General features: G+C 70.1%; 25 protein-coding genes and 1 pseudogene. 14 read left to right on the top strand and 12 right to left on the bottom strand.

Annotation, left to right across the window (positions count from 1 at the left end):
• Positions 1-5 precede the first annotated feature (5 nt).
• The gene (locus OG892_RS26110; RefSeq protein WP_327338792.1) at positions 6-599 is read right to left on the bottom strand and encodes a hypothetical protein; all 594 of its coding nucleotides are present in this window, start codon (positions 597-599) and stop codon (positions 6-8) included.
• A 358-nt stretch (positions 600-957) separates the two neighbouring features.
• Here OG892_RS26110 and OG892_RS26105 point away from each other — a divergent pair, with 358 nt between their 5' ends.
• Entirely contained in the window at positions 958-1,461 is a 504-nt protein-coding gene (locus tag OG892_RS26105) for a DinB family protein (protein WP_371630432.1), read from the top strand.
• 119 nt (positions 1,462-1,580) lie between these two features.
• On the opposite strand, the gene OG892_RS26100 is transcribed toward OG892_RS26105, so the two are convergent.
• Together OG892_RS26100 and OG892_RS26095 are read right to left on the bottom strand one after the other, a co-directional pair.
• Positions 1,581-1,976 (bottom strand): ATP-binding protein, encoded by a 396-nt coding sequence (locus OG892_RS26100; RefSeq protein WP_073736815.1) that lies wholly within the window; start codon positions 1,974-1,976, stop codon positions 1,581-1,583.
• 124 nt (positions 1,977-2,100) lie between these two features.
• Complete coding sequence (locus tag OG892_RS26095) at positions 2,101-2,439, bottom strand: STAS domain-containing protein (RefSeq protein WP_073736718.1); 339 nt, start codon at positions 2,437-2,439, stop codon at positions 2,101-2,103.
• 440 nt (positions 2,440-2,879) lie between these two features.
• On the opposite strand from OG892_RS26095, the gene OG892_RS26090 reads away from it, so the two are divergent.
• The 6 genes from OG892_RS26090 to OG892_RS26065 all read left to right on the top strand — a co-directional run bounded on the left by OG892_RS26090 (position 2,880) and on the right by OG892_RS26065 (position 8,799).
• Positions 2,880-4,457 (top strand): PP2C family protein-serine/threonine phosphatase, encoded by a 1,578-nt coding sequence (locus tag OG892_RS26090; protein ID WP_073736719.1) that lies wholly within the window; start codon positions 2,880-2,882, stop codon positions 4,455-4,457.
• Positions 4,454-5,548: a B12-binding domain-containing protein gene (locus OG892_RS26085; RefSeq protein ID WP_073736720.1), complete on the top strand. Its 1,095-nt coding sequence runs from the start codon at positions 4,454-4,456 to the stop codon at positions 5,546-5,548. Before OG892_RS26090 ends, OG892_RS26085 begins: the two co-directional genes overlap by 4 nt.
• Positions 5,545-5,958: an STAS domain-containing protein gene (locus tag OG892_RS26080; protein ID WP_371630431.1), complete on the top strand. Its 414-nt coding sequence runs from the start codon at positions 5,545-5,547 to the stop codon at positions 5,956-5,958. The genes OG892_RS26085 and OG892_RS26080 overlap by 4 nt, the downstream gene beginning before the upstream one ends.
• Positions 5,959-6,007: 49 nt before the next feature.
• A complete protein-coding gene (locus OG892_RS26075; RefSeq protein ID WP_073736816.1) occupies positions 6,008-6,535 on the top strand; it encodes a MarR family winged helix-turn-helix transcriptional regulator in 528 nt (175 codons plus the stop codon).
• A gap of 128 nt (positions 6,536-6,663) precedes the next feature.
• Complete coding sequence (locus OG892_RS26070) at positions 6,664-7,020, top strand: STAS domain-containing protein (RefSeq protein WP_158072248.1); 357 nt, start codon at positions 6,664-6,666, stop codon at positions 7,018-7,020.
• 60 nt (positions 7,021-7,080) lie between these two features.
• Positions 7,081-8,799 carry a SpoIIE family protein phosphatase gene (locus OG892_RS26065; protein ID WP_371630430.1) on the top strand — a complete coding sequence of 573 codons (1,719 nt, stop codon included), beginning with the start codon at positions 7,081-7,083 and terminating at the stop codon, positions 8,797-8,799.
• A gap of 65 nt (positions 8,800-8,864) precedes the next feature.
• Here the strand turns inward: OG892_RS26065 and OG892_RS26060 are convergent, their stop codons facing one another.
• The 3 genes from OG892_RS26060 to OG892_RS26050 form a co-directional block, all read right to left on the bottom strand.
• Complete coding sequence (locus OG892_RS26060; protein WP_327338783.1) at positions 8,865-9,497, bottom strand: DUF2461 family protein; 633 nt, start codon at positions 9,495-9,497, stop codon at positions 8,865-8,867.
• 129 nt (positions 9,498-9,626) lie between these two features.
• Complete coding sequence (locus tag OG892_RS26055; protein ID WP_371630429.1) at positions 9,627-10,595, bottom strand: YihY/virulence factor BrkB family protein; 969 nt, start codon at positions 10,593-10,595, stop codon at positions 9,627-9,629.
• 155 nt (positions 10,596-10,750) lie between these two features.
• A complete protein-coding gene (locus OG892_RS26050) occupies positions 10,751-11,713 on the bottom strand; it encodes an SMP-30/gluconolactonase/LRE family protein (protein ID WP_371630428.1) in 963 nt (320 codons plus the stop codon).
• 180 nt (positions 11,714-11,893) lie between these two features.
• On the opposite strand from OG892_RS26050, the gene OG892_RS26045 reads away from it, so the two are divergent.
• Positions 11,894-12,868: a helix-turn-helix domain-containing protein gene (locus OG892_RS26045; protein WP_371630427.1), complete on the top strand. Its 975-nt coding sequence runs from the start codon at positions 11,894-11,896 to the stop codon at positions 12,866-12,868.
• On the opposite strand, the pseudogene OG892_RS26040 reads toward OG892_RS26045, so the two are convergent.
• A pseudogene (locus OG892_RS26040) lies at positions 12,834-13,216 on the bottom strand (hypothetical protein); the annotation flags it as partial. The gene OG892_RS26045 and the pseudogene OG892_RS26040 overlap by 35 nt on opposite strands.
• A 128-nt stretch (positions 13,217-13,344) precedes the next feature.
• Positions 13,345-14,271, bottom strand: coding sequence for a nitroreductase/quinone reductase family protein (locus OG892_RS26035; RefSeq protein ID WP_371630426.1), 927 nt, complete (start codon positions 14,269-14,271; stop codon positions 13,345-13,347).
• A gap of 374 nt (positions 14,272-14,645) precedes the next feature.
• On the opposite strand from OG892_RS26035, the gene OG892_RS26030 reads away from it, so the two are divergent.
• The gene (locus tag OG892_RS26030) at positions 14,646-15,029 is read left to right on the top strand and encodes a VOC family protein (protein ID WP_073736729.1); all 384 of its coding nucleotides are present in this window, start codon (positions 14,646-14,648) and stop codon (positions 15,027-15,029) included.
• 32 nt (positions 15,030-15,061) lie between these two features.
• On the opposite strand, the gene OG892_RS26025 is transcribed toward OG892_RS26030, so the two are convergent.
• Positions 15,062-15,442, bottom strand: a complete 381-nt coding sequence (locus OG892_RS26025; protein WP_073736730.1) for a hypothetical protein — start codon at positions 15,440-15,442, stop codon at positions 15,062-15,064.
• 91 nt (positions 15,443-15,533) lie between these two features.
• Complete coding sequence (locus OG892_RS26020) at positions 15,534-15,998, bottom strand: ATP-binding protein (RefSeq protein WP_371630425.1); 465 nt, start codon at positions 15,996-15,998, stop codon at positions 15,534-15,536.
• A gap of 336 nt (positions 15,999-16,334) precedes the next feature.
• On the opposite strand from OG892_RS26020, the gene OG892_RS26015 reads away from it, so the two are divergent.
• The 3 genes from OG892_RS26015 to OG892_RS26005 all read left to right on the top strand — a co-directional run bounded on the left by OG892_RS26015 (position 16,335) and on the right by OG892_RS26005 (position 18,347).
• Positions 16,335-17,201, top strand: a complete 867-nt coding sequence (locus OG892_RS26015; RefSeq protein WP_073736732.1) for a helix-turn-helix transcriptional regulator — start codon at positions 16,335-16,337, stop codon at positions 17,199-17,201.
• Positions 17,198-17,449, top strand: coding sequence for a DUF397 domain-containing protein (locus OG892_RS26010; RefSeq protein ID WP_371630424.1), 252 nt, complete (start codon positions 17,198-17,200; stop codon positions 17,447-17,449). The genes OG892_RS26015 and OG892_RS26010 overlap by 4 nt, the downstream gene beginning before the upstream one ends.
• 82 nt (positions 17,450-17,531) lie before the next feature.
• A complete protein-coding gene (locus OG892_RS26005) occupies positions 17,532-18,347 on the top strand; it encodes an SAM-dependent methyltransferase (protein WP_371630423.1) in 816 nt (271 codons plus the stop codon).
• 302 nt (positions 18,348-18,649) lie between these two features.
• Here OG892_RS26005 and OG892_RS26000 read toward each other — a convergent pair whose 3' ends face one another.
• Positions 18,650-19,165, bottom strand: a complete 516-nt coding sequence (locus tag OG892_RS26000; RefSeq protein WP_371630422.1) for an ATP-binding protein — start codon at positions 19,163-19,165, stop codon at positions 18,650-18,652.
• 315 nt (positions 19,166-19,480) lie between these two features.
• On the opposite strand from OG892_RS26000, the gene OG892_RS25995 reads away from it, so the two are divergent.
• A complete protein-coding gene (locus OG892_RS25995) occupies positions 19,481-20,332 on the top strand; it encodes a DUF5753 domain-containing protein (protein WP_073736735.1) in 852 nt (283 codons plus the stop codon).
• Between the two features lie 12 nt (positions 20,333-20,344).
• Complete coding sequence (locus tag OG892_RS25990; protein WP_073736736.1) at positions 20,345-20,536, top strand: hypothetical protein; 192 nt, start codon at positions 20,345-20,347, stop codon at positions 20,534-20,536.
• Between the two features lie 348 nt (positions 20,537-20,884).
• On the opposite strand, the gene OG892_RS25985 is transcribed toward OG892_RS25990, so the two are convergent.
• Positions 20,885-21,373: an N-acetyltransferase gene (locus tag OG892_RS25985; RefSeq protein WP_328868373.1), complete on the bottom strand. Its 489-nt coding sequence runs from the start codon at positions 21,371-21,373 to the stop codon at positions 20,885-20,887.
• Positions 21,374-21,886 lie beyond the last annotated feature (513 nt).

Genomic DNA, 21,886 nt, shown 5'->3' with positions numbered 1-21,886 from the left:
GGCGTTCACCGGCTCGGGACCTCGCTGCCGTAGACGACCCAGGGCGACTGCTCGAAGGACCCCACCCCGAACAGCTGCGGCTGCATGGAGGCGACCTCGGACCGCACGGCCAGGGTGTCCGGCCAGCAGTCGAAGTACACCGACCCCTTCACGATGAACCCCCTCCAGTCCGTCGCCGCCGACGCGCCCTCGCGGTCGACCACGAAGCCGATGCACAGTACGGAGGCCCTGCCTATCGCCTCCCGTATCGCACGGACGACCGCTTCCCGCTCGTCGCGGCTCAGCGCGCCGAGGGCGAACTGCAGCGCGACCGTCCCGTCGTCCGTCCGCCGGACCCGGGCCGGGATCTCGGCTCCGCTGCTCACCCAGAGCAGGAAGTCGACCTGGTCGAGCCGTTGCAGGCCGGCCAGGAGCACCAGTTGGTCCCTGGTCACCCACGACTGGGTGCCCGGCGGTGCGGCCCCCGGGCTGAGGAGCGTGATGCGCCGCGTGGCCGGGTGCGCGGGACAGACGCCGGCCGCCTCCAGATCCGCGAGCAGCGATTCCGCATCGGGGCGGCTCCAGCCCACGTGATACGAGTAGAAGAATCCGTCACTCATGACAGCGCACCCCATTTTTAAGTGTGGCCACCCGCCCGTCCGGACAAGCCGGTTGAGGGGCGACCGCCCTACAGGTCAGGTAGAGCGTGAAGATCCCTGCGCACCGGAGCGCGCCCGGCCGGCCACCTGGCGGCGGCGGTTCGGGACGGCTCGCGGTTGGTCGGTCCTGAGCCTAGTCAGCCGCGCTGCCGGGTGCGTGGGCCCTGGGGCCCATGCGTGGACCCGAAGTCGCAGTCGCGCGTCGGTCCGGGGGTGCCACCGCACCCGCGACCCGATCCGGCCCGGCCCGTACTCGACGGACACCGGCCGGTCCTTAAGCGGTGGACAGGCAGCCGGTGACCCGCCAGGGTGTACCGCGATGACACGCACCGATGCACCTTCCGCCTGGGACGAGCGCACCCAGCTGACCACTTTCCTCGAATACGCGCGGGCGACCGCACTGGCCAAGTGCGAGGGCCTCACGCAGGAGGACGCGTGCAGGGCCCCGCTGCCGGGTTCGCCGCTGATGACCATCGCGGGTCTGGTCAACCACCTCCGCTGGGTCGAGTACGCCTGGTTCGAGATCGATTTCCTCGGCGGGGAGGACGAGGGTCCGTGGACCGACGAGGACCCCGACCGCGAGATGCGCATCGCCGTGGACATGCCGCTCGCCGTCGTACTGGCGGAGTACGAGGAGCAGTCCGCCCGCTACCGCGAGCTCGTCGCCGCCCATGACCTGGACACCCGGGCCAAGCGTCCGCGGTCCGACGGCCACCACCCCGATCTGCGCTGGATCCTGCTGCACCTCATCGAGGAGACCGCCCGGCACAACGGCCACCTCGACATCATCCGGGAGATCGTCGACGGCACCACGGGGTCATAGGGGCATGTGCCGGTAGCGCCGGTAGTGCTCGCGGTTGGCTGCCGTGCGTGCGCGGGGGCGGAGTTACCGATATGCCGGCATGGAGGGGGCGCCTGCCCACCGGCCGGGGCGGGGGCTGATCACGTGAGGGAGATCAGGGCGACGATGCGCTTGCCCCCGGGATGGACGGAGACGGAGACCTGCTTCGCGAGCCGACGCACCAAGGCCCAGCCGTAGCCCCCGATACGGCCGACACCGGAATTCCCGGCATCGGTGTCGCCGGCGACCGGCAGTTCCCGGCTGGCGTCCTCGACCGAGAGGCGGAGCCCCTCGTCGGTGAATTCGGCCGCGAACCCGGTGAGTCCGCCGCCGTGCAGGAAGGCGTTGGTCACCAGTTCCGACGTGACAAGCAGCGCGTCGGCCACGACCACGTCGGCTGCCAGCCCCTCATTGACCAGCCCGCAGAACTGTGACGTCAGGAGCTGCATGACGGCGTCGCGCGCCGCGGCCGCATTCTTCGGGACAGGTGTGTCCACGGACTCGTCCGGCCCATCGGCCGGACTCGTACCGCACTCTGTCACCTGTCGTTCCCCGTGCATCGTCTTCATCGCTTGCCCCGCCGGACCCCGCGTACACGCGGCTCGGACGGACGTACGTCTCTCATCCGGTGATCGCCGCATCGACGTCGTCCGCGAACCGGAACACATCGAGAGTTCCGGTGACCTCGAACAGGCGGCGCACCTTCGTGCTCAGCGGACCGGCCACCACCAGGGCCACCCCTGCCTGGTCGTGCTTGCGCTGGCCGTGCAACAGGGCGTGCAGACCCGCTGAGTCGGCGAAGTCCACGCCGGACAGATCCACCACGGTCCGCCGCCCTCCGCCGTCGGCCACTCCCGTCAGCGCTTCGACCAACTCGGCGGAGCCCGCCCAGCCGTCCAGGCTGCCGCGGACCCGGACCAGTACGACACCGTCGCCGACGGTCTCCAGGACCGCAGTCACTTCTTCTGGCCCACGCGACGAGGGCTCTCTCTCAGTTGCCACACGGCAATCTTTACAGAGTCGAACAAATGATCTGCAACCTGCTCGCGAAAAGAGTGAAGCCGACTTGCCGTTGCCGGCGAGCCAACTCGGCCGAGCCCGGCACGCGCACCGCGAAACACCCCGGTGCGGTCGTCGTCAGCAGTCCGGTGGTCATCCTCACATCCGGCGCCGGTGTGCATGTCGGTGCGGGATAAGGCTGGTTGTGTGCATCCGCGTCCGGGATGCGGCTGGTTGCCAGGGGGCTGTTCCGCAGGAGATGGTTGCCTGTAGGCAACCATTCCGTCTACTTGATGAGGTGAGGGATTCGCTCAGCGGGTCCTCGATATTTGGTCTCCACCCAAGCGCAAACCGTCGCGGTTACGGACCCGGATCCTCTCTGGGGGCGAGCACCGTGTCCGGTGCTGGTCGCTGACGCACAGAGCGTTGTCGAGTGGCGTAACGAGGCCGCCGGGTTCCTCCTGCCCGCGGCGGCCCGCGGGACACCTCTGACGGACGCGGTGCCGGCCTGGCTCGCCACCGCTCATCACGAGTTGGGACACCCAGGTCCTCGCGCCGTCCCGGACGGTCCGCTGTCCGGTTCGATCGCCGGGTGCCGTTTCCAGGCGCACCCGACTGTGCGCGAGGACGGCTCGGTGGCGTGGTGGCTGATCGATGACACCGATCACCAGCTTGTGCGGGAAGCCCTGCACATGGAGCGGGAGCGGACCGCGTTCCTCGCGAAGTCGTCCAGTGCCCTGCTCTCCTCCCTCAATCTGGGGCGTTGCATGGATGTGACCGCGCAGATGGCGGCCGAGAGCCTGGCCGATGCGGCGCTGGCCATCGCACCTGCCCGTGGGCATCGGCTGCCGGTGGTGACCTGTCTGCGCGGTGGTGCCCCGACGTTGTCGCAGGAGACGGTGGATCCGGATGATGTGCCGGGGCTCGGTGAGGCGTTGCGCGGGTTCCCGCCGGTGCCCTCGCGGTGGATCGATCCGGCGGTGGCGCCACGCTGGATGGTGCCCGAGGGATTCGGGCCGGTCGGCTCGATCGTGATCACTCCGCTGCCCGGACACGGTGTTCCGGCCGGAGCTCTGGTCCTGCTGCGCAAGGCGGAGAGCGCCGCGTTCAGTGACGAGGAGGAGGTCTTTGCCCGGCTGTTCGCCGCACGCGCCGGGGCCGCGATGTCGGCGGCCCGCCTGTACGCGGAGCAGACCGCGATCACCGACGTGCTGATGCGTGAGCTGCTGCCCCCGGCCCTGCACCAGATCTCCGGAGTCGACTTCGCCGGGCGGTACCGTCCTTCCGAGGACCACGAGCGCATCGGCGGTGACTTCTACGACGTGCACCCCGCCGCCGTCGAGGGCAATGCCTCCCTCGTCACACTGGGGGATGTGTGCGGCAAGGGCCTGGAGGCCGCCGTCCTGACGGGCAAGATCCGCAACACGCTCCACGCACTGCTGCCCCTGGCGGACGACCACGAGCGCATGCTCGGCCTGCTGAACACCGCCCTGCTCAGCTCGCACCACACCCAGTTCGTGACCTTGGTGCTGGCCTCCGCCACGCGCCGGGGCAACGAGGTCGACCTCAAGCTGACCAGCGGCGGCCATCCGGCCCCTCTGATCATCCGTGCGAACGGCGGGGTCGAGGAGGCGGACACCGCCGGCGCCCTCATCGGAGCCATGCCCGACGTCTTCGCCCGAACCGCAGCGGTGTCCCTGGCCCCCGGAGAATCCTGCGTCCTTTACACCGACGGCATCACCGAGGCCAAGGGCGGCCCGATGGGCGATGACATGTTCGGTGAAGAGCGTCTCAAGCGCGCGCTCGCCGGGTGCGCGGGCATGCCTGCCGAAGGAATCGCGGAGCACGTGGAGATGCTGGCCGCGCAATGGCTCGGCGGACGGCGGCACGACGACATGGCCGTCGTCGTGATCTCCGCCCCGCGCACTCATCACTTGAGCGCGGTCAACGGGCACACACGGGGCAGGTTCACCGCATGAGTACGAACACCGCACCCCGCCTTCCGCACGACGCACATCTCCGGCAACTGGCGGATGACGTGTGGGACGCCGTCGCCGCCTCCGACGAGTACGCTGCCACCGAGCTGCTCCTGCGCGCACTTGACGAGGGCGCCGACCCGGAGAGCGTGCTGCTCGATGTGATCGCGACGGTGCAGGGCAAGGTCGGGGAGGAATGGGCGGCCAACCGCATGACCGTCGCCCAGGAGCACGCGGCGACCGCCATCAACGAACGGGCCGTCGGCGCGGTGAGCGTGCACCCCGCCGCCCGCACCGCCGTCACCCGCGGCCGGATCACGGTCGCCTGCGTGGACGGCGAGTGGCACGCCCTGCCGGCCCGCCTTCTGACCGAAGTGCTGAAACTGCGCGGCTGGAGAGTGGACTACCTCGGCGCCCAGGTCCCCTCCCCGCACCTCATAGCCCACCTCCACACCACCAGCGCCGACGCGGTCGCCCTCTCCGGCTCGATCGCCACCCGGCTGCCCACCGCGCACGCCGCGATCACCGCGTGCCAGGCCATCGGCGTCCCCGTCCTCGTCGGAGGCGCCGCCTTCGGACCCACCGGCCAGTACGCGAAGCTGCTGGGCGCCGACGCCTGGGCACCCGACGCCCGTAGCGCCGCCGACCGCCTCGCCCACGGTCCGCTGTCGCGCCCGCTCCCCGACCACCAGCAGTTCGACGACCTGCCGCACCTGGGCGACCAGGAGTACACCCTCGTCGCCCGCAACAGCGCCTCCCTGGTGCGGACCGTCTTCAACGCGTTGGAAGCGGCGTTCCCGGCCATGGCCGCCTACGACGACCTCCAGCGCGAGCGCACGGCGGAGGACCTCGCGCACATCGTGGAGTTCCTGACCACCGCCCTCTACCTGGACGACGAGGCACTCTTCACCTGGTTCATCACCTGGACCGCACACATCCTCGACGCACGCGGCGTACCCGTGCAGAGCCTGCCGCCGGCCCTGAACCTGCTGATCGGTGAACTCAAGGACTTCCCGCGGGCCGTCCGGATCCTCCAGCGCGGGACCGAGGCCCTCGCCGCCCCCCGCGCCACCGCCGCCGGGACCACCGTATGAACACACCGCCCCCCGCACACCTGCGCCTGACCACGGTCGACACCCGGGACAGGCTACGCATCGAGCTCCACGGCGACCTCGACTTCGACAACGCCGGCGTCCTCCTCCAGGAGGTCACCACGCAGCTCTCCGCACGGCCCGGCCTGAAGGACCTCCATCTGCACTGCGGCGGGCTCGGTTCAGTCGATTCCACCGGCCTGTCCACCCTGCTGATGATCCTCCGCCGCACCTCCGCGGCCGGGGTGCGGCTTCACCTGGACGACCGCACTGCCGGGCTCGACCGGATCCTGGTGATCACCGGTACCCTCGATTACCTCACAGCACCTCTCTCCAACGGCGTCGCAAAGCCCTCGGTATCAGAGGAGAATGTGGGGGCGGCCCGCCCCACCGGCCCTGACGGCACCACCTGAGACCTTGCCGGGCGACCACCGGGCAGAAGCACACCACCGACGGGTGATCATGACTGAACCGGATGCCGCCCCCAACAGGATCTGGCACGAGGCGATCCAGTCCGCCAGCAGCATCACCGAACTCCTCGACGTGATGTGGGAGCACGCCAGGAATTCCACCAGCCGCGGCACCGCCCCCGGCTCCACGTCCCAACTGCGCCTGATGTACCTCGTCGACCGCGAGGACGGCATACGGATGCGCACGGTGTGCCAACAACTCGCCTCCGCCCCGCCGACGGTGACCCGCATGTGCGACCGATTGCAGGCCATCGGCTTCCTGGAACGCCTGCCCTGCCCCGACAACGGCCGTGAGGTCGCCCTGCGGCTGACCCCCACAGGCAAGCGTCATCTCCAGCGCATCCGTGAACAACGCGACAGCATGCTCCACCGGGCCATCGACACCATGCCCTCCACCGAGCGCAGGGCACTGGCCAGAGGACTCGCGGGGCTGCACAGACAACTCGGTGCGGCCGACGGCGAGGAACACTACAGACCCGTAACCCACATCCTGGCCAGACCTCTCCCGCACCGTCCCTGAACGCCGAGCACAGTCCCCCGGCTGCGGGTGCCGACTGCCCCCACTGCCTTTCCCCGGCCGGGAAGAAGCCGTCCGGTCCCGTCGTCGGGTGCGATGATCGGTGTATCCCAGGGGGAGGAGGAACCGCCGTGCTGGTTCCGACGTCCAGCGTGCAAGTGTCCGAGAGCTCCGGGCGATGTGCGGTGTTGACCATTTCGGGCGACGTCGGTCGCGATCTGGTTCCCGCGATCCGGGCGGCACTCGACGGACTCATCGCCGAAGGCCGAGTTCAGATCGTGCTGGATGTCCAGAGCATCACGTTCATGGACTCCGCCGGCCTGGGAGTACTGGTCTACGGGGTGCGCAACTCCGAAGTGGAAAAGGGCGGCCTGCGACTGGCCGGGGCAGGAATGCAGGTGCGCCGGCTGTTGAACCTGAGCGGCCTGGATGAGGTGATCAGCGTCTTCCCCGACGTCGACGCCGCTCTCGCTTCCTGGGCCTCCTGATATCCCCCGCACGCCTTCGGCCTGCTGTTTACCCCGTGAGCGACGGGAAAAGAGAGCCGGATGGAAAGCTCTGAAGTGGGTGCAACCGCCGTCCCCCTGGTGGGCGATGCGCTGATGTCCGAGCTGTTCGTCGGCGCAGGCGCCGGAATGTACGCCGTGAATTCCCAAGGCGTGGTAATCGCCTGCAACCCCTGGGCGGAGCGCCTGTTGGGCTACGCCCAGGGCACTCTGGTCGGTGTCAACGCGCACCACGCCATGCACCCCCACCCGGGCGACGGTCTCGGCCTGCCCGCCCAGCGCTCCGTCCTCGAAGACGTCGCCCTGGGCAAACGCTCCAGCGGCGACCGGGCGGTCCTGCTCCGGGCGGACGGCAGCGCACTCCAGGTCTGGTGGAGCGCGGCCCCGCTGCCCCCCGGGGCCGGACACGGCACCGGAGCGGTGGTCATCTTCCAGGACGCCTCAGCGCAGCGTGAGCGTGACGGCCAGCGAGCGGACCGCTACGCGCACAGTGAGACGATGCGGGAGCAGGCCGAATACGACCTCGCGGAGAACGCCTGGCTCGGCGAACTGACCCTGGCCATGGTCAGCACCCTGGACGCGGACGAAGCGCTGCGCCGCCTGGTGCGGCTCCTGGTGCCACGCCTGGCGGACACCGCGGTCATCCACCTCGGTGAGAGCGGCACGCCCGAACGCAGAGTATGGGCCCACCACACACCGGACATGCTGCCCACACACCCTTCCGACGCCCACTCCCTTCCCGACGCGCCCGCCCATACCGACGCACTGCGGCGAGTGATGCGGGGTGCCGGAGTCCAGCACGTCGCCCCGCCCGCCGACGGCTTCGACGCGGACCTGCTCGGTGTGGTGGAAGCGGCCGAGACCCTCGTGGTCCCGCTACGACTGCGCGCCACCACCTTCGGAGCCCTGACACTGAGCCGCTCCGCGGCCAGCCCGCCGTTCCACGAGGCGGACCAGGCCGTGGCGGAGGAAGTGGCCCGCCGCACAGCGCTGGGGCTCGACAACACCCGCCTGCACGCGGCCCAGGCCGATATCGCCGCCACGCTCCAGCGCGCTCTGCTCACCGACCTGCCCGATGTTCCCGGACTGGAGCTGGCAGCGCACTACCGGCCCGCTCAGCACGCCGCGGAAGTCGGCGGCGACTGGTACGACGCGTTCCCCCTGCAAGGCAGCGACACCGCCCTGGTCATCGGAGATGTCACCGGACACGACATCAAGGCCGCCTCGCGGATGAGCGAGCTGCGCAACATGCTCCGCGCCCTGGCCGTCGACCGCCCGGAAGAGAGCCCGGGCCAGATCCTGCGACGCCTGGACACGGCCCAGTCCCGGCTGGCCCTCGCCGACTCCGCCACCACCGTCCTCGCCCGGCTGAGACCCGACGGCACGGGCTCCTGGAACCTGGCCTGGTCGGTGGCCGGGCACCCGCCGCCCCTGTTGATCACCGCGGACGGCAGTGCCACCTACCTCACCGGCGGGAAGTCGCTCCTGCTCGGCGTCCGCCCCGACACGGAGCGCCCCACCGCCGATATCCGGCTCCCCTTCGGCGCGACCCTTCTGCTCTACACCGACGGGCTGATCGAATCGCGGTCCCAGAGTCTCGACACCGGGATGACCCGCCTGCGCCAGCAGGTCACCACCCACCGGCACCTGCCGCTCGCCCAGCTCTGCGCGCAGCTGACCGACGAACTCGGCGACACCCGCGACGACATCACGCTCATCGCCGCCCGCACCCCACTCTCGAACAGCAACCCGGCCGGGTAAAGACCTGCGCCGCACGCACCCGCACCCGCCGCAGGAGACCACCGGACCACGCGGAATCCGTGATGTCAGGCGGCACGCTTCACGTGGGAGACCAGCCACATCAGCAGAGCGTCCAGGTCAGCGGCGGCCGAGAGGACTCGGTCGACCGCCTCGGGGGTGTGCAACCACTCCTCGCATCCGAGGAGTCCGGCGGCAACCAGAGAACGGTGGCGCAGCAGGTTCGTCCGGGGGTGGTCTGCCGGATAGCCCCGTGGGGGGCGTTTCATCATGTCCCCGGAGATGTCGTAGCCCTTCTTCCGCACGTCCTCGACGAGGGCGGACAGTTCGCGGCCGCTCCCCTCGGAGGCCACGGCTCTGCGGAACATGTCCACCTGGCCGGGATCGGGGTACCACCAGGCGCCCTGGATTCGCAGGCCGGACAGCGAGAACCGGAGACCAATCTCGATCTTTCGGCCGAGCCGGATCACCGCGCTCTGGTGCTGCCACCACCAGGAGTCGCTGCGGTAGTGCCAGACGGAGAAGTCCTCGTACCGGGGATCGGCGTCCGCGACCTCGTTGAGCAGGGCGATCATCGGCTGCCGGACCAGGCGCTCACGGTCCGCGCGGCAGCGCTCGCGGGTCGCGTGGCTCGGTTCGCCCTGGAGCTGCCACAACACGTCCATCGCCTGCTCCGGCCAGCCGGTGAACTGTCCGTCCATGCCGCGCAGGGTAGCCCACCCGCGATCCGACGCCCGCCGTCACCACGGCGGACCGTGGCCCTCAGTCCGGTCGGTCCGGCATATCGGCAACTCCGCCCCGCGCACTCACGTCAGCCAACCTCACAGCCCTTAGGGGTCCTGGCCCGTGTTTCCGCCCGCGGCGCCGTCCTCGGTCCCGTCGTGGCCGTCGGTCGGGGGGCGGATGCCCGCGCGCCCCACCCGGTTCAGCTCCACGTTGAACTGGGCGCCCGTCAGCAGCGCCAGGTTGGTGAACCACACCCAGATCAGGAACACCACCAGCCCGGCCAGTGACCCGTACAGCCGGCTGTAGGAGCCGATGTACGTCGCGTACAGCGCGAACCCCGCGGAGGCGACCAGCCACAGGAGCGCTGCCAGTACGCCTCCCGGCAGGGCCCGGCGCGATCCGCGTGCCGATGCCGGGCCGGTCCGGAAGAGGACCGTGATCAGGCAGGCGACCAGACAGAGCAGCACGGGCCACTTCAGTACCGCCCACACCGCGTCCCCCAGGTGTGCCAGGCCGATCCGGTGCCCCAGCCAGCGGGCCAGCGGTCCGGAGAGCACGAGGGCGAACGCGCTGGTCATCAGGAGCAGCAGCAGCCCGATCGCCGTAGCCACGATGATGTGCGCCTTGCGCAGGGCGGGCCGGGTGTCCGGTACCCCGTGCATCGCGTGCAGCGCCCGCCGGAACACGGCCAGGTAGCTGGACGCGGACCAGACCGCGCTGAGGGTCCCGGTCGCGACGAGCAGCCACACCGCCGTCCGCTGCTGCGTGGCCGCCACGAGCGGCTGGCGCAGCGCGGCGCCGGACTCCGCCGGTGCGAAGGCGGTGATGTCCGCGATCAGCGCGTCGGTGGCCCGGGGGTTGGCCAGCCCGATGACGGAGACCGTCACCAGGAGCGCCGGGAGCAGCGCGAGTATGGCGTAGTACGTCAGGGCAGCCGCCCAGTCCGAGAGGTCGTCGTTCCACAGGGAGACGGGCGTCCGCCGCAGCGCGACGGACCAGCGCCGCGCGGGCCCGGGATGCCCGGTGGCCCGGGGCGGCGCCCCGGTGGCGGTGTCGCTTGTCTTGCTGAACACGGATGGGTCTCCGGGGGACGTAGGAGGGCGGGCGGCACAGCCGGGGCGCCTCCCGCCGCGCGGAGGCGGGGGGACGCGGGAGACGCCCTGTGCTGCCTATCCTCTTCTGCTCCGGTTCGCCGCCGTTACTCCGGTACCCGGTCGCGACGGGGTCGTCAGTGGTGATCGCGGATACGGGCGGTGAGCAGGTTGGGGTCCTGTCCGGTGAGATAGGCGGCCGAGGTCACGTACGCGGTGTCGCCGCGTACGGCGACGGCCGTGGGGTTCTGCAGCCCGTCCTGGGAGTCGAGCACGATGGTGTGGCTGCCGTCGGGCTCGATCAGGGCGACCTCGCCGGTCTGGTTGAGGGCGGCGAGGATCCGGTTGCCGCGGCCGACGAAGGCGAAGTCGTCGATTCCGGCCAGCTGCGCGGCCCTGACCCGGGCGGGGCCCGCCGTGCCGTTGTGCCGCAGCGGGTAGCTGAGGACGGTGCCCTTGTCCAGGTTGGACACCCAGACGGCGCCGTTGTGCACCTTCAGACCGTTGGCGCCGAGGAAGCTGGTGGGGGCCAGCTCGGCACCGTCCGCCCAGACCGTCGCGCGGCCGCCGCCTGCCGGTACGCGCCAGATGACGCCCCGGACCGAGTCGGTGATGTAGAGCCGGCCGGAGTCCAGTGCAAGTCCGTTGGGCAGTCCGTCGGCGGGCAGCGCGGCGATCCGCTCCGGGTGGCCGCCGGGGGTGAGCCGCCAGACGCCGGTGAGGTCTGCGGTGCCCGTGGCGTAGAGGAAGTACAGCGTGCCGTGCGCGTCCCTGACCAGGCCGGTGACCAGCGGGAAGCCGAGGGCCGGGGTGTTCACGCCGTCGTCGGCCGGCACGGGCAGGGTCGCCAGCACCCGCACCTTGCCGTCGCGGCCGACCTGGGCGATCTGGCGTGCGGCGGAGAGGGAGAGGTCGATGCGGCCGTCGGGCTCCAGGACGATGTTCTCCGGCATCTGCTTGCTGTCCGGATCGAAGTGCTGGGTGATCCGGGCGTGTGACAGGGGCGCGGTGGCGGCCGTGGCCGAGCCGGCCCAGCCGACCGTGAGGGTGACCGTCGCGATGGCGGCGGCCAGTGCGTTGCGTGCGAACTTCGCGGACACGTGGGTTCCTTGCGTGGAGTGGTGGAGTGGGGTGGGGTGGGGCGGCCTGTTCCGCGGTCCGGCGGCCGGGTTCGCTCCTGGCCCCACTGTGTGTCCGGGCGGCGGTGGGCAACCAGCCCCGGCTCTGCCTATCCCCGGCAGGGGCAGGCTGCCTCGGGCCGGGCGCTGGATACTCGGGGCATGGACGCTCACGGACAGCTCGGCACCTTCCTCCAGGCACGGCGGGCCCAGTTGCAGCCCCGGGACGTCGGGCTGCCGACCTACGGGGACCGGCGACGGGTTCCGGGACTGCGGCGTGAGGAGCTGGCCCTGCTGGCCGGCGTCAGTGCCTCGTACTACACGCGTCTTGAGCAGGGGGTGTCCTGTCACGCCTCCGTCGAGGTCCTGGACGCGATCGCCCGCGCCCTGCGTCTGGAGGAGACCGAACGGCAGCACCTGCGGGACCTGGCCACCGCCTGCCGGCACCGGGTGCCGGCCCGGCGGCCCCCGGCCGAGCGGGTGGCCCCGGCCGTGCGCGAACTGGTGCGGTCCCTGGGCGAGGTGCCCGTCGTGGTGACCGGCCGGCGCAGCGACGTACTGGCCTGGAACGCCCCGGGGCACGCGCTGCTGGCCGGGCATGTGGACCCGGCCGGGCCCGAACACCCGGCGGACCGGCCGAACATGGCGCGGCTGGTCTTCCTGGACGCCCACGTCCGCGAGCTGTACGTGGACTGGACGGCGAAGGCGCGGGCCGTGGTCGGCAATCTGCGGCTGGTCGCGGGACGGCATCCGCAGGACGCCCGGCTGACCTCGCTCATCGGGGAACTGACGACGGGGAGCGCCGAGTTCGCGGGCATGTGGGCCGATCACCGGGTGCGCGCGTGCGATACCGCCGAGTACGAGCTGCGGCATCCGCTCGTCGGCTCCCTGACGGTCACCCAGCAGACGCTGCGGGCACCGGCAGAGCCCGAACAGTCCCTGGTCGTGGTGACCACCGCCGCCGGTTCGGCCTCGGAGGCGGCACTGAGACTGCTGGTGCAGGCCACGACGGACCGGGGCGGGGTCGCGCACGGTTTCGAGGCAAGTCACGGGTCCGGGACAGGGGCGCCTGCGCTGCGGCCGGACGCCGCTCCGTCCGCCGTCAGCGCTCCCGGTAGTGGTCCGCGACGGCGGTGAACGCGGCCTCGGCTCCCACGGCAGCAGGGGACCGGTGGCGTCGAGGCGGTCTTCGTACACCTTGACGATGCCGTAGCCGGCCAGACCCAGGTCGCCCCGGGGACTGCCGTCGGGGCGGTGCACATGGTCGTAGAGCGCGAAGGTGAACACGAGGGCGCTGTCGACGCCCCCGGCCTCGAAGACCTCCAGCAGCTCGCGCAGGTAGGCGGCCTGACCGGCCTCGTCGCGGGTGTACTCGCCGTTCAGCCGGACGGGGCGGCCGTCCTTGTCGTACTCGACGATCTCCAGCCCCTCCGCGCCCCGGTCTCCGTGCCCCGCGCCCCGGTATCCGGCCGCACCGGACGACGTCCTCGTCGAGATCGTCGACGAGGTGCACCTGCCGCTGGTGCGGCAGCGGACCCCGGCCGCGCCGGACTGACCTACCGGCCCGAGCCGGAACCTACCGGCCCGAGCCGAACGAGCGGCCCCGGCTCAGGTCAGCTCGGACCGGTGGCCGCGTTCGCGGGAGGGGCGGGCGGCCAGGGCACGTCGGCCAGCAGGGGGACGATCGTCTCCTCCTCGTAGTCGAGGTGCGCGTTCAGCTCCGCCGACATCCGCGCCAACTCGGCCCGGAAACGAACAGGTTCCGCGATCGCGATGCCGGCGAGCAACTCCGCGAGCGCCGCCTGGATCCGGGCGACGGCGCGGTGTTCGTCGTCCAGCCGGGCGAAGGTGTTCCCCAGATCGGGGTGGTACCGCGCGATGCCGGGGAACAGGTGCCCGTCCTCGCTGGTGTGGTGGAACTCCAGGGCCTGGCAGAAGGCCAGGCAGCGCTGCCTGATCTGCAGCCCGAGGCTCGGGGCCGGCGGCCCGCCCGGTCCGCGAGGGTCCGCGCGCCCGGCGAAGTGGGCGTCCGCCTCCGCCGCCACCTGCCGCACCTGGCCGCGCAGCCAGGTGTGGACCTCCATGACCTTGTCGGCCAGGGTGCGGACCTCACCGGGCACCCACCCGTCGGGGTCGGCGCGCTCCAGTACGACGACGGGCAGCACCCGCTCCGTCCGCGCCTGGTAGTCGCCGTAACCGGGGGCGCGCCTCACCGCGTGCGCGAACAGTTCGTCGCGCCGGTCCCCCTCGGCGGGGACCGCGAGGGCCTGGAAGGTGCTGGTCCCGATCTCCACCCGGACCACCGGGTGCGCGAGCAGGTTGTGGTACCAGCCGGGGTGGCTCGGCGCGCCGAGGCCGGAGCCGATGAGCAGGATCAGCTCGCCGTGCCGGACGTAGCCGAGCGGGGTGGTCCGCTCGGTCCCGGACCTGGCGCCGGTGGTCGTCAGGAGGAGGAGGTCGCCGCCTTCGAAGGGGCCGCCGACCTTGCCCCCGTTGGCGCGGAACTCCTCGATGATCGTTTCATTGAAGGACGTGGGCATACGGATGTGTGACTCCGGAGCTTCAGTGATTCCGCAGTGACTGCGGTCATGGCGTGTGGTGTGGTGACGTGCCCAGGACGAAGCGACCGCACAGCCTCTGCTGCTGCAGGGGTGCGGTGGCGTTCGATCAGGTGCAGGGCGCGGAGTGTGAACTCATGACGGACCCCTGAGTGAAGGGTGCTCGCCCGATCACCGGCCGGCCCACTGCTCTTTGGCCGGCGTCACGCGACACCGCGTCCATTACACGTATCCGCAGGACACCTGTCAACGCGCCCGCCACGGCCGGCGGAGCGGGCTGCGCTCAGGCAGGTGGCGTACCGGGCTGACCTCAGGCAGGCTGGCGTACCGGGCTGAGCTCAGGCAGGCTGACGGGCATGGTCTCGGTAGTACAGAACGTCGCGATCGACTGCTCGGACGCCTATGAACTGGCTTGTTTCTGGAGTGAGGTGACCGGCTGCCCGCTGCACCCGCAGGACGGACCGGGCGACCGGGAGATCCAGGTGATGCTCCCGGAGGGCCCGCTGCTGCACTTCAACCAGGTGCCGGAGCCGAAGACGGCCAAGAACCGGATCCACCTGTGCCTGCGCCCGACGACCTCGCGCGAGGAGGAGACCGAACGGCTGCTGGCCCTGGGAGCCACCCTGGTCACCGACCGCAGGGAACCCGGCGGTGCGGGCTGGGCCGTCCTGGCCGACCCCGAGGGCAATGAGTTCTGCGTCCTGCGCAGCGAGTCCGACCGAGCCGCGACGACTTCCTGAGCCCTCGCGGCGGGGCGGGTCAACCGCGCGGGTCAGCGGGTGTCTTCGCTCTTCGACGACAAGGGCGCCCAGGTGTAGCGGACGCGCACGCCCCGGTCCTGGAGCCAGGCGGTCTCGCGGCGGCGCAATTCGGGCGCGGACTCCGGGGCGATGGCGCTGGGCCAGCGGACGAGCACCTCGGTGACATGGCCGGTTCTCACCAGTTGTCTCACCCGCCGCCACCCTCTGCGCTGGGCCGGATCGGGCTCGCCGTAGGTGTCGGTGACGACCTCGGAGATCGTCAGCCCGCGTTCCCGGGCGAACGCGTGCCCCTCCGTCCGGGCGCGCTGCGTGGCCGCACCGGGGGCGCGGGGGGCCCGGTCGGCGCACACGTACAGCACTACAGGAGTCGCGGTTTCACCGTGGGGGGTCATGGGTGCCTTCTGTCGATGCATCGAGGAACGGGGATTCCTCGCCGCGCACAGGGGGCGTAGCGGGGGCTGTGCCGTGCCGGTACCCGTGGCCTCAGGGGTTGGCCGCCAACTCCACCCAGACGACCTTGCCTTCGGCGCGCGCCGAACGTGCGGAGCCCCAGCGGTCCGCGAGTTGACGTACGAGGAGCAGGCCCCGTCCGCTCTCCTCGTCCGGCCCTGCGAGGTGACCGGACGGGCGGACCGGAGTGCGGCCCTCGTCGTGGAGTTCGATACGCAGGCGCCGCTCGTCGCCGGTCAGCGTGAGCCCGCACAGGACATGACCGCTGTCGGTGTGCAGTACCGCGTTCGTGATCAGCTCGGAGACCAGCAGCACCGCGTCGCAGCACGTGTCGCCGGGCACCTTCCAGGCACGGAGCCGGTCCCGCACGGTGTCGCGGGCGGATCTCGCGCTGGTGCGCAGGGCGGGCAGGCCGAACCAGTACTCCCGACAGGGCACCGTCGCGGCTAAGACGGAGGTCGCGGGCGGGGCGGGGGCCGAGGACGTGTGCAGACTCACAGGTGTCGCCTTCCAGTGCCGTGCGGGGGGCAGGCGCGGTATGGGGGTGCGGGCCGCGGCCCGAGGAGCGAGAGGCGGCGGGGCCCCTGCGATGGGGGGCCGGGGCGGGCCCCCTGCGGTGGGGTGCCGACGACGACGGCATCGGCATCACGTGTCCCGTACGGACCGGATGCTGTGCCAGAGCTGCGACTTGACCACTCACATGTCAACTATCGCGTGATAGCACGCACGCTGCAACCGACTCCCTGATAATTTCAGCAGCGCGGGTATCACCCTGGCGTCGTCATCAAGCCACTGTCAGAATGGTGTTGTTGATGAATCCTCAGGAGGTTGGGCGTGAGCGAAAGCCGATCCGGCACCAGCGCGCCGACAGTCCTGCGCATGATCCTCGGACGCCGGCTGCAGGACATGCGGCTCGCGGCCGGGGCCTCGCTGGAGGACGCGGCGAAGGCACTGCGCGTGACACCCCTGACGATCCGCCGGCTGGAGAAGGCCGAGGTCGCGCTGAAGCCTCTCTACGTGGAGAAGCTCCTGGAGACCTTCGGTGCGGACCGCCAGGAGATAGACGAGTTCGTCGACCTGGCCGAGCAGGCCAACGAGCCCGGCTGGTGGCACTCCTACCGCGACGCCGTGCCCAGCTGGTTCACCGCCTACGTCAGCCTGGAGACCGGCGCCCAGACCCTGCGCACGTATGAACCCCAGTACGTGACCGGCCTCCTGCAGACCCACGACTACGCCCGTGCGGTGCTGCGCGGCGGGCTGCCGAACGGCAGCGACGAGGAGCTGACCCGCCGCGTCGAGCTCCGGCTGCGCCGCCAGGGCCTGCTGGAGCGGGAGGACGCCCCCACGCTGTGGGTGGTCATGGAGGAGGCCGTCCTGCACCGGACGGTAGGCAGCGCCGACATCATGCGGGAGCAGATCGAACGGCTCCTGGACGTGTCCGAACTCCCCCATGTCAGCCTCGACGTCGTGTCGTTCGACGCGGGTGCGCACTCCGGCGCGTGTGCCCCGTTCACATACTTCCGGTTCGCGGAACCCGAGCTGCCGGACATCGTCTACAGCGAAATCCTGTCCGCCTCCGTCTACCTGGACCAACGGGTGGACGTCGTCGCCCATCTTGAGGCGCATTCCCGTATGGCGCTGCTGACGTCGTCCGAGGACAGCAGAGCGCTCTTGAACCGCATGCGCAAGGAGTACTCGTGACGATCACCGACAAGTGCGTCTACAACGGAATGTCGGCCCGCGACCTGGGCGAACAGGGCTGGGAGCGTCCCTGGAGCGGGCCGAACGGCGGTCAGTGCGTCGAGACGAAGAAGCTCGCCGACGGCCGGGTCGCCGTACGGCAGTCGACCGACCCGGCCGGACCGGCGCTGATCTACGCGCCCGAGGAGATCGCCGCGTTCCTCCGCGGGGTCAAAGAGGGCATGGCCGATCACCTGGCCGCCGGGTGAACCGGCGGCGGACGGAAGGGACGGCGACACCGGTCCCGTCCCCGGCCTGCGGGCTGACAGACACATGTACGAAGGGGAGCACATGACCACCAGGCAGGCCGGCCGGGATCTCGACACGAGCAGGCCGCACTCGGCCCGGATGTACGACTACTTCCTCGGCGGCAAGGACCACTTCGAGATAGACAAGGAGGCGGCCCTGGTCGCCGCGGAGGCCCACCCCGGCCTCTTCGTGACCGCCCGCGAGAACCGGGCGTTCATGCACCGTGCCACCCGGGTCCTGGCGCAGGAGCACGGCATCCGCCAGTGGCTCGACATCGGCACCGGCATCCCGACCGAGCCCAACCTGCACCAGGTCGCGCAGTCGGTGGTGCCCGAGGCCCGGGTCGTCTACGCGGACAACGACCCCCTCGTCCTCAAGTACGCGGAACGCCTCATGCGCAGCACGACGCAGGGACGCACCACCTATATCGAGGCCAACGTCAAGGACCCCGACGCGTTGATGAACGCCGTGCGGGAGTCGGAGGTCCTGGACTTCGAGCAGCCCATCGCCCTCTCCCTCAACGCGCTCATGCACTTCATCACCGAGCCGAACGACCCGTACGACATCGTCCGCCGGCTGCTCAGCGCGCTGCCGGTCGGCAGCGCGCTCGCGATGAACCACTGCACGCCCGACTTCGACCCCGTCACCTGGAACAAGGTCGCGGAGGTCTACACCAGCTCCGGGACCCCCGTGCAGTTCCGTTCGCACAAGGACATCGGCCGCTTCTTCGACGGGCTCGACGTGATCGAGCCCGGCCTCCGCTGCTGCCACCGCTGGCGGCCCGTCGGCCCCGCCGACGGCACGGAGCCCGCGGATGCCGAGATCGGCCTGCTCGCGGGCGTGGGCATAAAGCGCTGACGGGACGGCCGGCCACCGGGTCCGTCCTGGGGCACGGGGGTGTCCAGGACGGACCGGGTGGCCGGAGCACGCACGTGATGCGTAATGCGTCATGCGTCAAGCTGATGGCGCCCGGCATCGCCGTCCGGCCCGGCCTCACCGCGCCAGTCGGCGCCAGACCGACGGGCTGACGCCTCCGGGCGGCCCGCGCTCCCGGTGGCACCGACCGCCGCGTAACCGCGATCGGTGCACCGACGGCCGGTGGTTGGACGCGGCCGATTCCCCAGCGCCGATGTGACCACGGCATGGCACAACGGACAACGTCAACGCGGCAACATCACCCATGACTTGGTGCCCCACTGAGGTTGCGGCGCCTCGCCCATACCCCACTCCCCTCCCCAATCGTCTGTGATCGCCGCGAGGAGCCAGAGCGCGCGTCGGCGCCGCGTCTCGCAGACGGCGGCCAGATCGGGTGCTGCGTGGTGTCGGTGCTGGTCCCAGACCAGGAGGCGGACTGCGTCCTCACGGTGCCGCAGGGATACGTAGAGCTCCCGGCCTGGACTCATTCCGGCGCCGACAGAGACGAGTTCGGTGACCGCGTACGTCACCGGCCAGACGTACGGGTTGAGCCCGCGGGTCTCCAGCGCGGCGACAGCCGCCGCACGGGCGATGCGTGCGCTTCGCAAGTCGCCGGGAAGGGTGAGACTCAGCGCGAGCCGGCGCTCGCCCCCGCTCCCGGCGTGTCCCTTCGGGCGCAGGTATGGGCGTGGGGAGGGCGGCGTCCACGTCTCGGAGACGGCGGCGGCCGGGCAGAGTGCGGTGAGTGGAGATGAGTGCATGGCTGACTCCCCTGATAAGGGTGGCGAGTTGGCGGTGTCTCTCTTCCTCATGGGTGCGCACGAATGGCTTACGGGTGACGGACGAGCAGTGGCCTGTCTCCCTGGCGCGGGACCGCCCCTCCCAGGGAAGGAGGGTTCGGGCAGGACCGCGCGATGCACTTCTTGCTCGTCGGCGCGTGAGCGGTGCGTTACCTAAAGTAGCGCGGGGGTGGCACCTGTGTCACCACAGTGGAGGCAATTGCCTCTCAACTTCTGGACTGGCACACCCATGGAGAGACAGACTGTGTCCACCACCATCGGCGGAAGAAGGGAACTATGCCCAGCAGTTCAACCCCCACCGAGCGGCAGAGACGGCTGGGAGCCGAGCTACGTAAGATGCGACTCGCCGCCGAAGCAACTACTGCTTATGCGGCCGGCCTGCTTGGGGTGGACCGGACGAAGGTCTCCAACATGGAGGTCGGAGTCCGCCCGGTCGCACCCGCTCGCGTACGGACGCTCGCCTGCAATTACTCCTGCGCCGACGACGCCTACGTCAAGGCCCTGGCGGAGATGGCGGAGCAGCGCGAACGCGGCTGGTGGGAACAGTACCGGGGCACGCTCCCTTCGGGACTCCTGGACATCGCGGAACTCGAATGGCATGCGACGCGACTGCGTACCGCGCAGACTGTCCACCTTCCCGGCCTGCTCCACACCGACGCGTACGCCCGCGCGGTCTTCGGCGCCGTACTGCCCGCGCTGTCACGACTGGAGGTCGAACTGCGAGTGGCCCACCGGATGGAGAGACAGCAGGTGCTCGACCGCGAATCGCCTGTCCCCTATATCGGGTACGTCCATGAAGCCGCTCTACGCATGCAGTTCGGCGGGAGGCAGGTCACCCAGACTCAGCTCCGCCACCTCTGCGTTGCCTCCGAGCGCGATCACATCGACATCCGCGTGGTTCCCATCAGCCGTGGAGCCTTTCCGGGAGCCGGACACGCGCTCCTCTATGCCCACGGCGTCGTACCCCAGCTCGACACCCTTCAGCTCGACTCAGCGCATGGTCCTGAGTTCATGCACGCAGATGGGCAGCTGACCAAGTACCGCGCGCATCTGGACTGGATGGAGCGGGCTTCGCTCTCCTCCGTCGAATCACGAGATTTCATCCACGCCATAGCAAGCCAACTCTGAGGACGGTTCGAGATGTCAGAGATCGACTGGGAAGAGGCCTTCTGCGGTGAGGGAAACAACTGCTTCAGGCTCGGAACGGATTCGGAGGGCAACGGCTTCATCGCGGTCCTCGGCGCCGAGGAGCACTTCCTCACCGACAGCCGCGAGTCGCTCCAGCAGATGATCCGCGACATCAAGGCGGGGAAAGCCGACCACCTGCTGTAACGATGTCGTCGGCCGGCGCCCGGTGCCCAGGTGCTTCCGGTACGGGTGCGAGGTCTGCTTCCCCGGACCCGTTGTGGGCGGCTGTCACTCCTGTCTCCAAGACCCAGTAGCGGTCTCCGTACGACCAGTGCCACCGTCGGGTAGCCAGTGCCATCGCCGTGCCTGAAGCTTGTCCCGTAAAGATCGTCAGGGGTATCTCGTGCCCTTCGGGCTGCATCGCCATGACTGGACCCTCTCGCCGTCGGTTACACCGTGCCGCAGAGTCTGGTCGCGCTCCTCGGAGGACGACGCCCGGACCTGTTGACGACATGATCTTGGATGCTGCCGTCCGCTGAGGGATCCCGGAGCCTACGCGAGTTCCTTCCGCATCAACGTGCACATCGTTTCGTAGCGCCGCAACGATCCATCAGGGGCTTGCTCGTCCCACGAGTCCGGTTGGCGGTCATACGCGACATAACCCAGCCTTTCGTACAGCGCACGTGCCCGGGGGTTGCTTTCCTCCACACCGAGCTCGGCCTGCCACAGACCGCGGTTCCTGATCCGCAGTTCCGCGGCCTCAACAAGGAACGTACCGATCCCGCACGACTGCAAGGCGGGGTGGACTGCCAGCTGCCACAAAGTGCCGACTCCCTTTTTGACCTGGTAGTCGACGCCGCCTTTCGCCACAGGGATGTCCGTTGCAGGGCAGACCGCAAGGTAGTCGACTTCGCCGACCCGGACACGCTCCAGTTGCTTGGTGACGCCGGCCAGGTGGTGGTCAGACCCTGCCCACCCACACGACGCTAGGTCCCCGTGCACCAAATCACGGGCTGACAGCTTTAACACGACGTTGGTCATCCTCAGTACCTCCGGCGAGCCAGCATCCATGCCGATCACCCAGGGCGCAATGCTGTTTCCTCTGCCCGCGCTCCTGGCTTGCACCCCACCGCCGCCGAGGCAACCAGACGAACGCCGCTGCTGAAAGCGGACGAAGCCGGCCGCGAGGGGCCAGAGCGCATGGGCGACAGCTGAGATGATCTTGCCGTGTCTGGTGTGATCACGGCGTGGCAAGCCGGCCTGGACGTTGAGGGTCTCAAGGCCCGCTCGGAGGAAACCTTCCCCATCAGCGGTACCTGGGTCGTCCGCTTCGGCACTGCAACCATCCACGACCTCGCGGACCGGTGACACGATGATCGGCTGCGCCCACTGGATCAGTGACTCCCCGAGCAAAGCGAAACCACTCGGGGAATGTGAGTACCGTTCAGTTCTGGCGGAAGCGCCGCTCGCCGGAGGGCACCAGTATCCGGGGGGTTGGGCCCATGGCTCCCAGCCCATCATTGCTCTGATGGGGGTGCGGCGCAGTGGTGCGCC

The organism is Streptomyces sp. NBC_00341 (assembly GCF_041435055.1).
GTDB lineage: Bacteria > Actinomycetota > Actinomycetes > Streptomycetales > Streptomycetaceae > Streptomyces.
The sequence above is the reverse complement of the archived record's forward strand: the minus strand, read 5'-3'. Positions and strand labels throughout refer to the sequence as shown.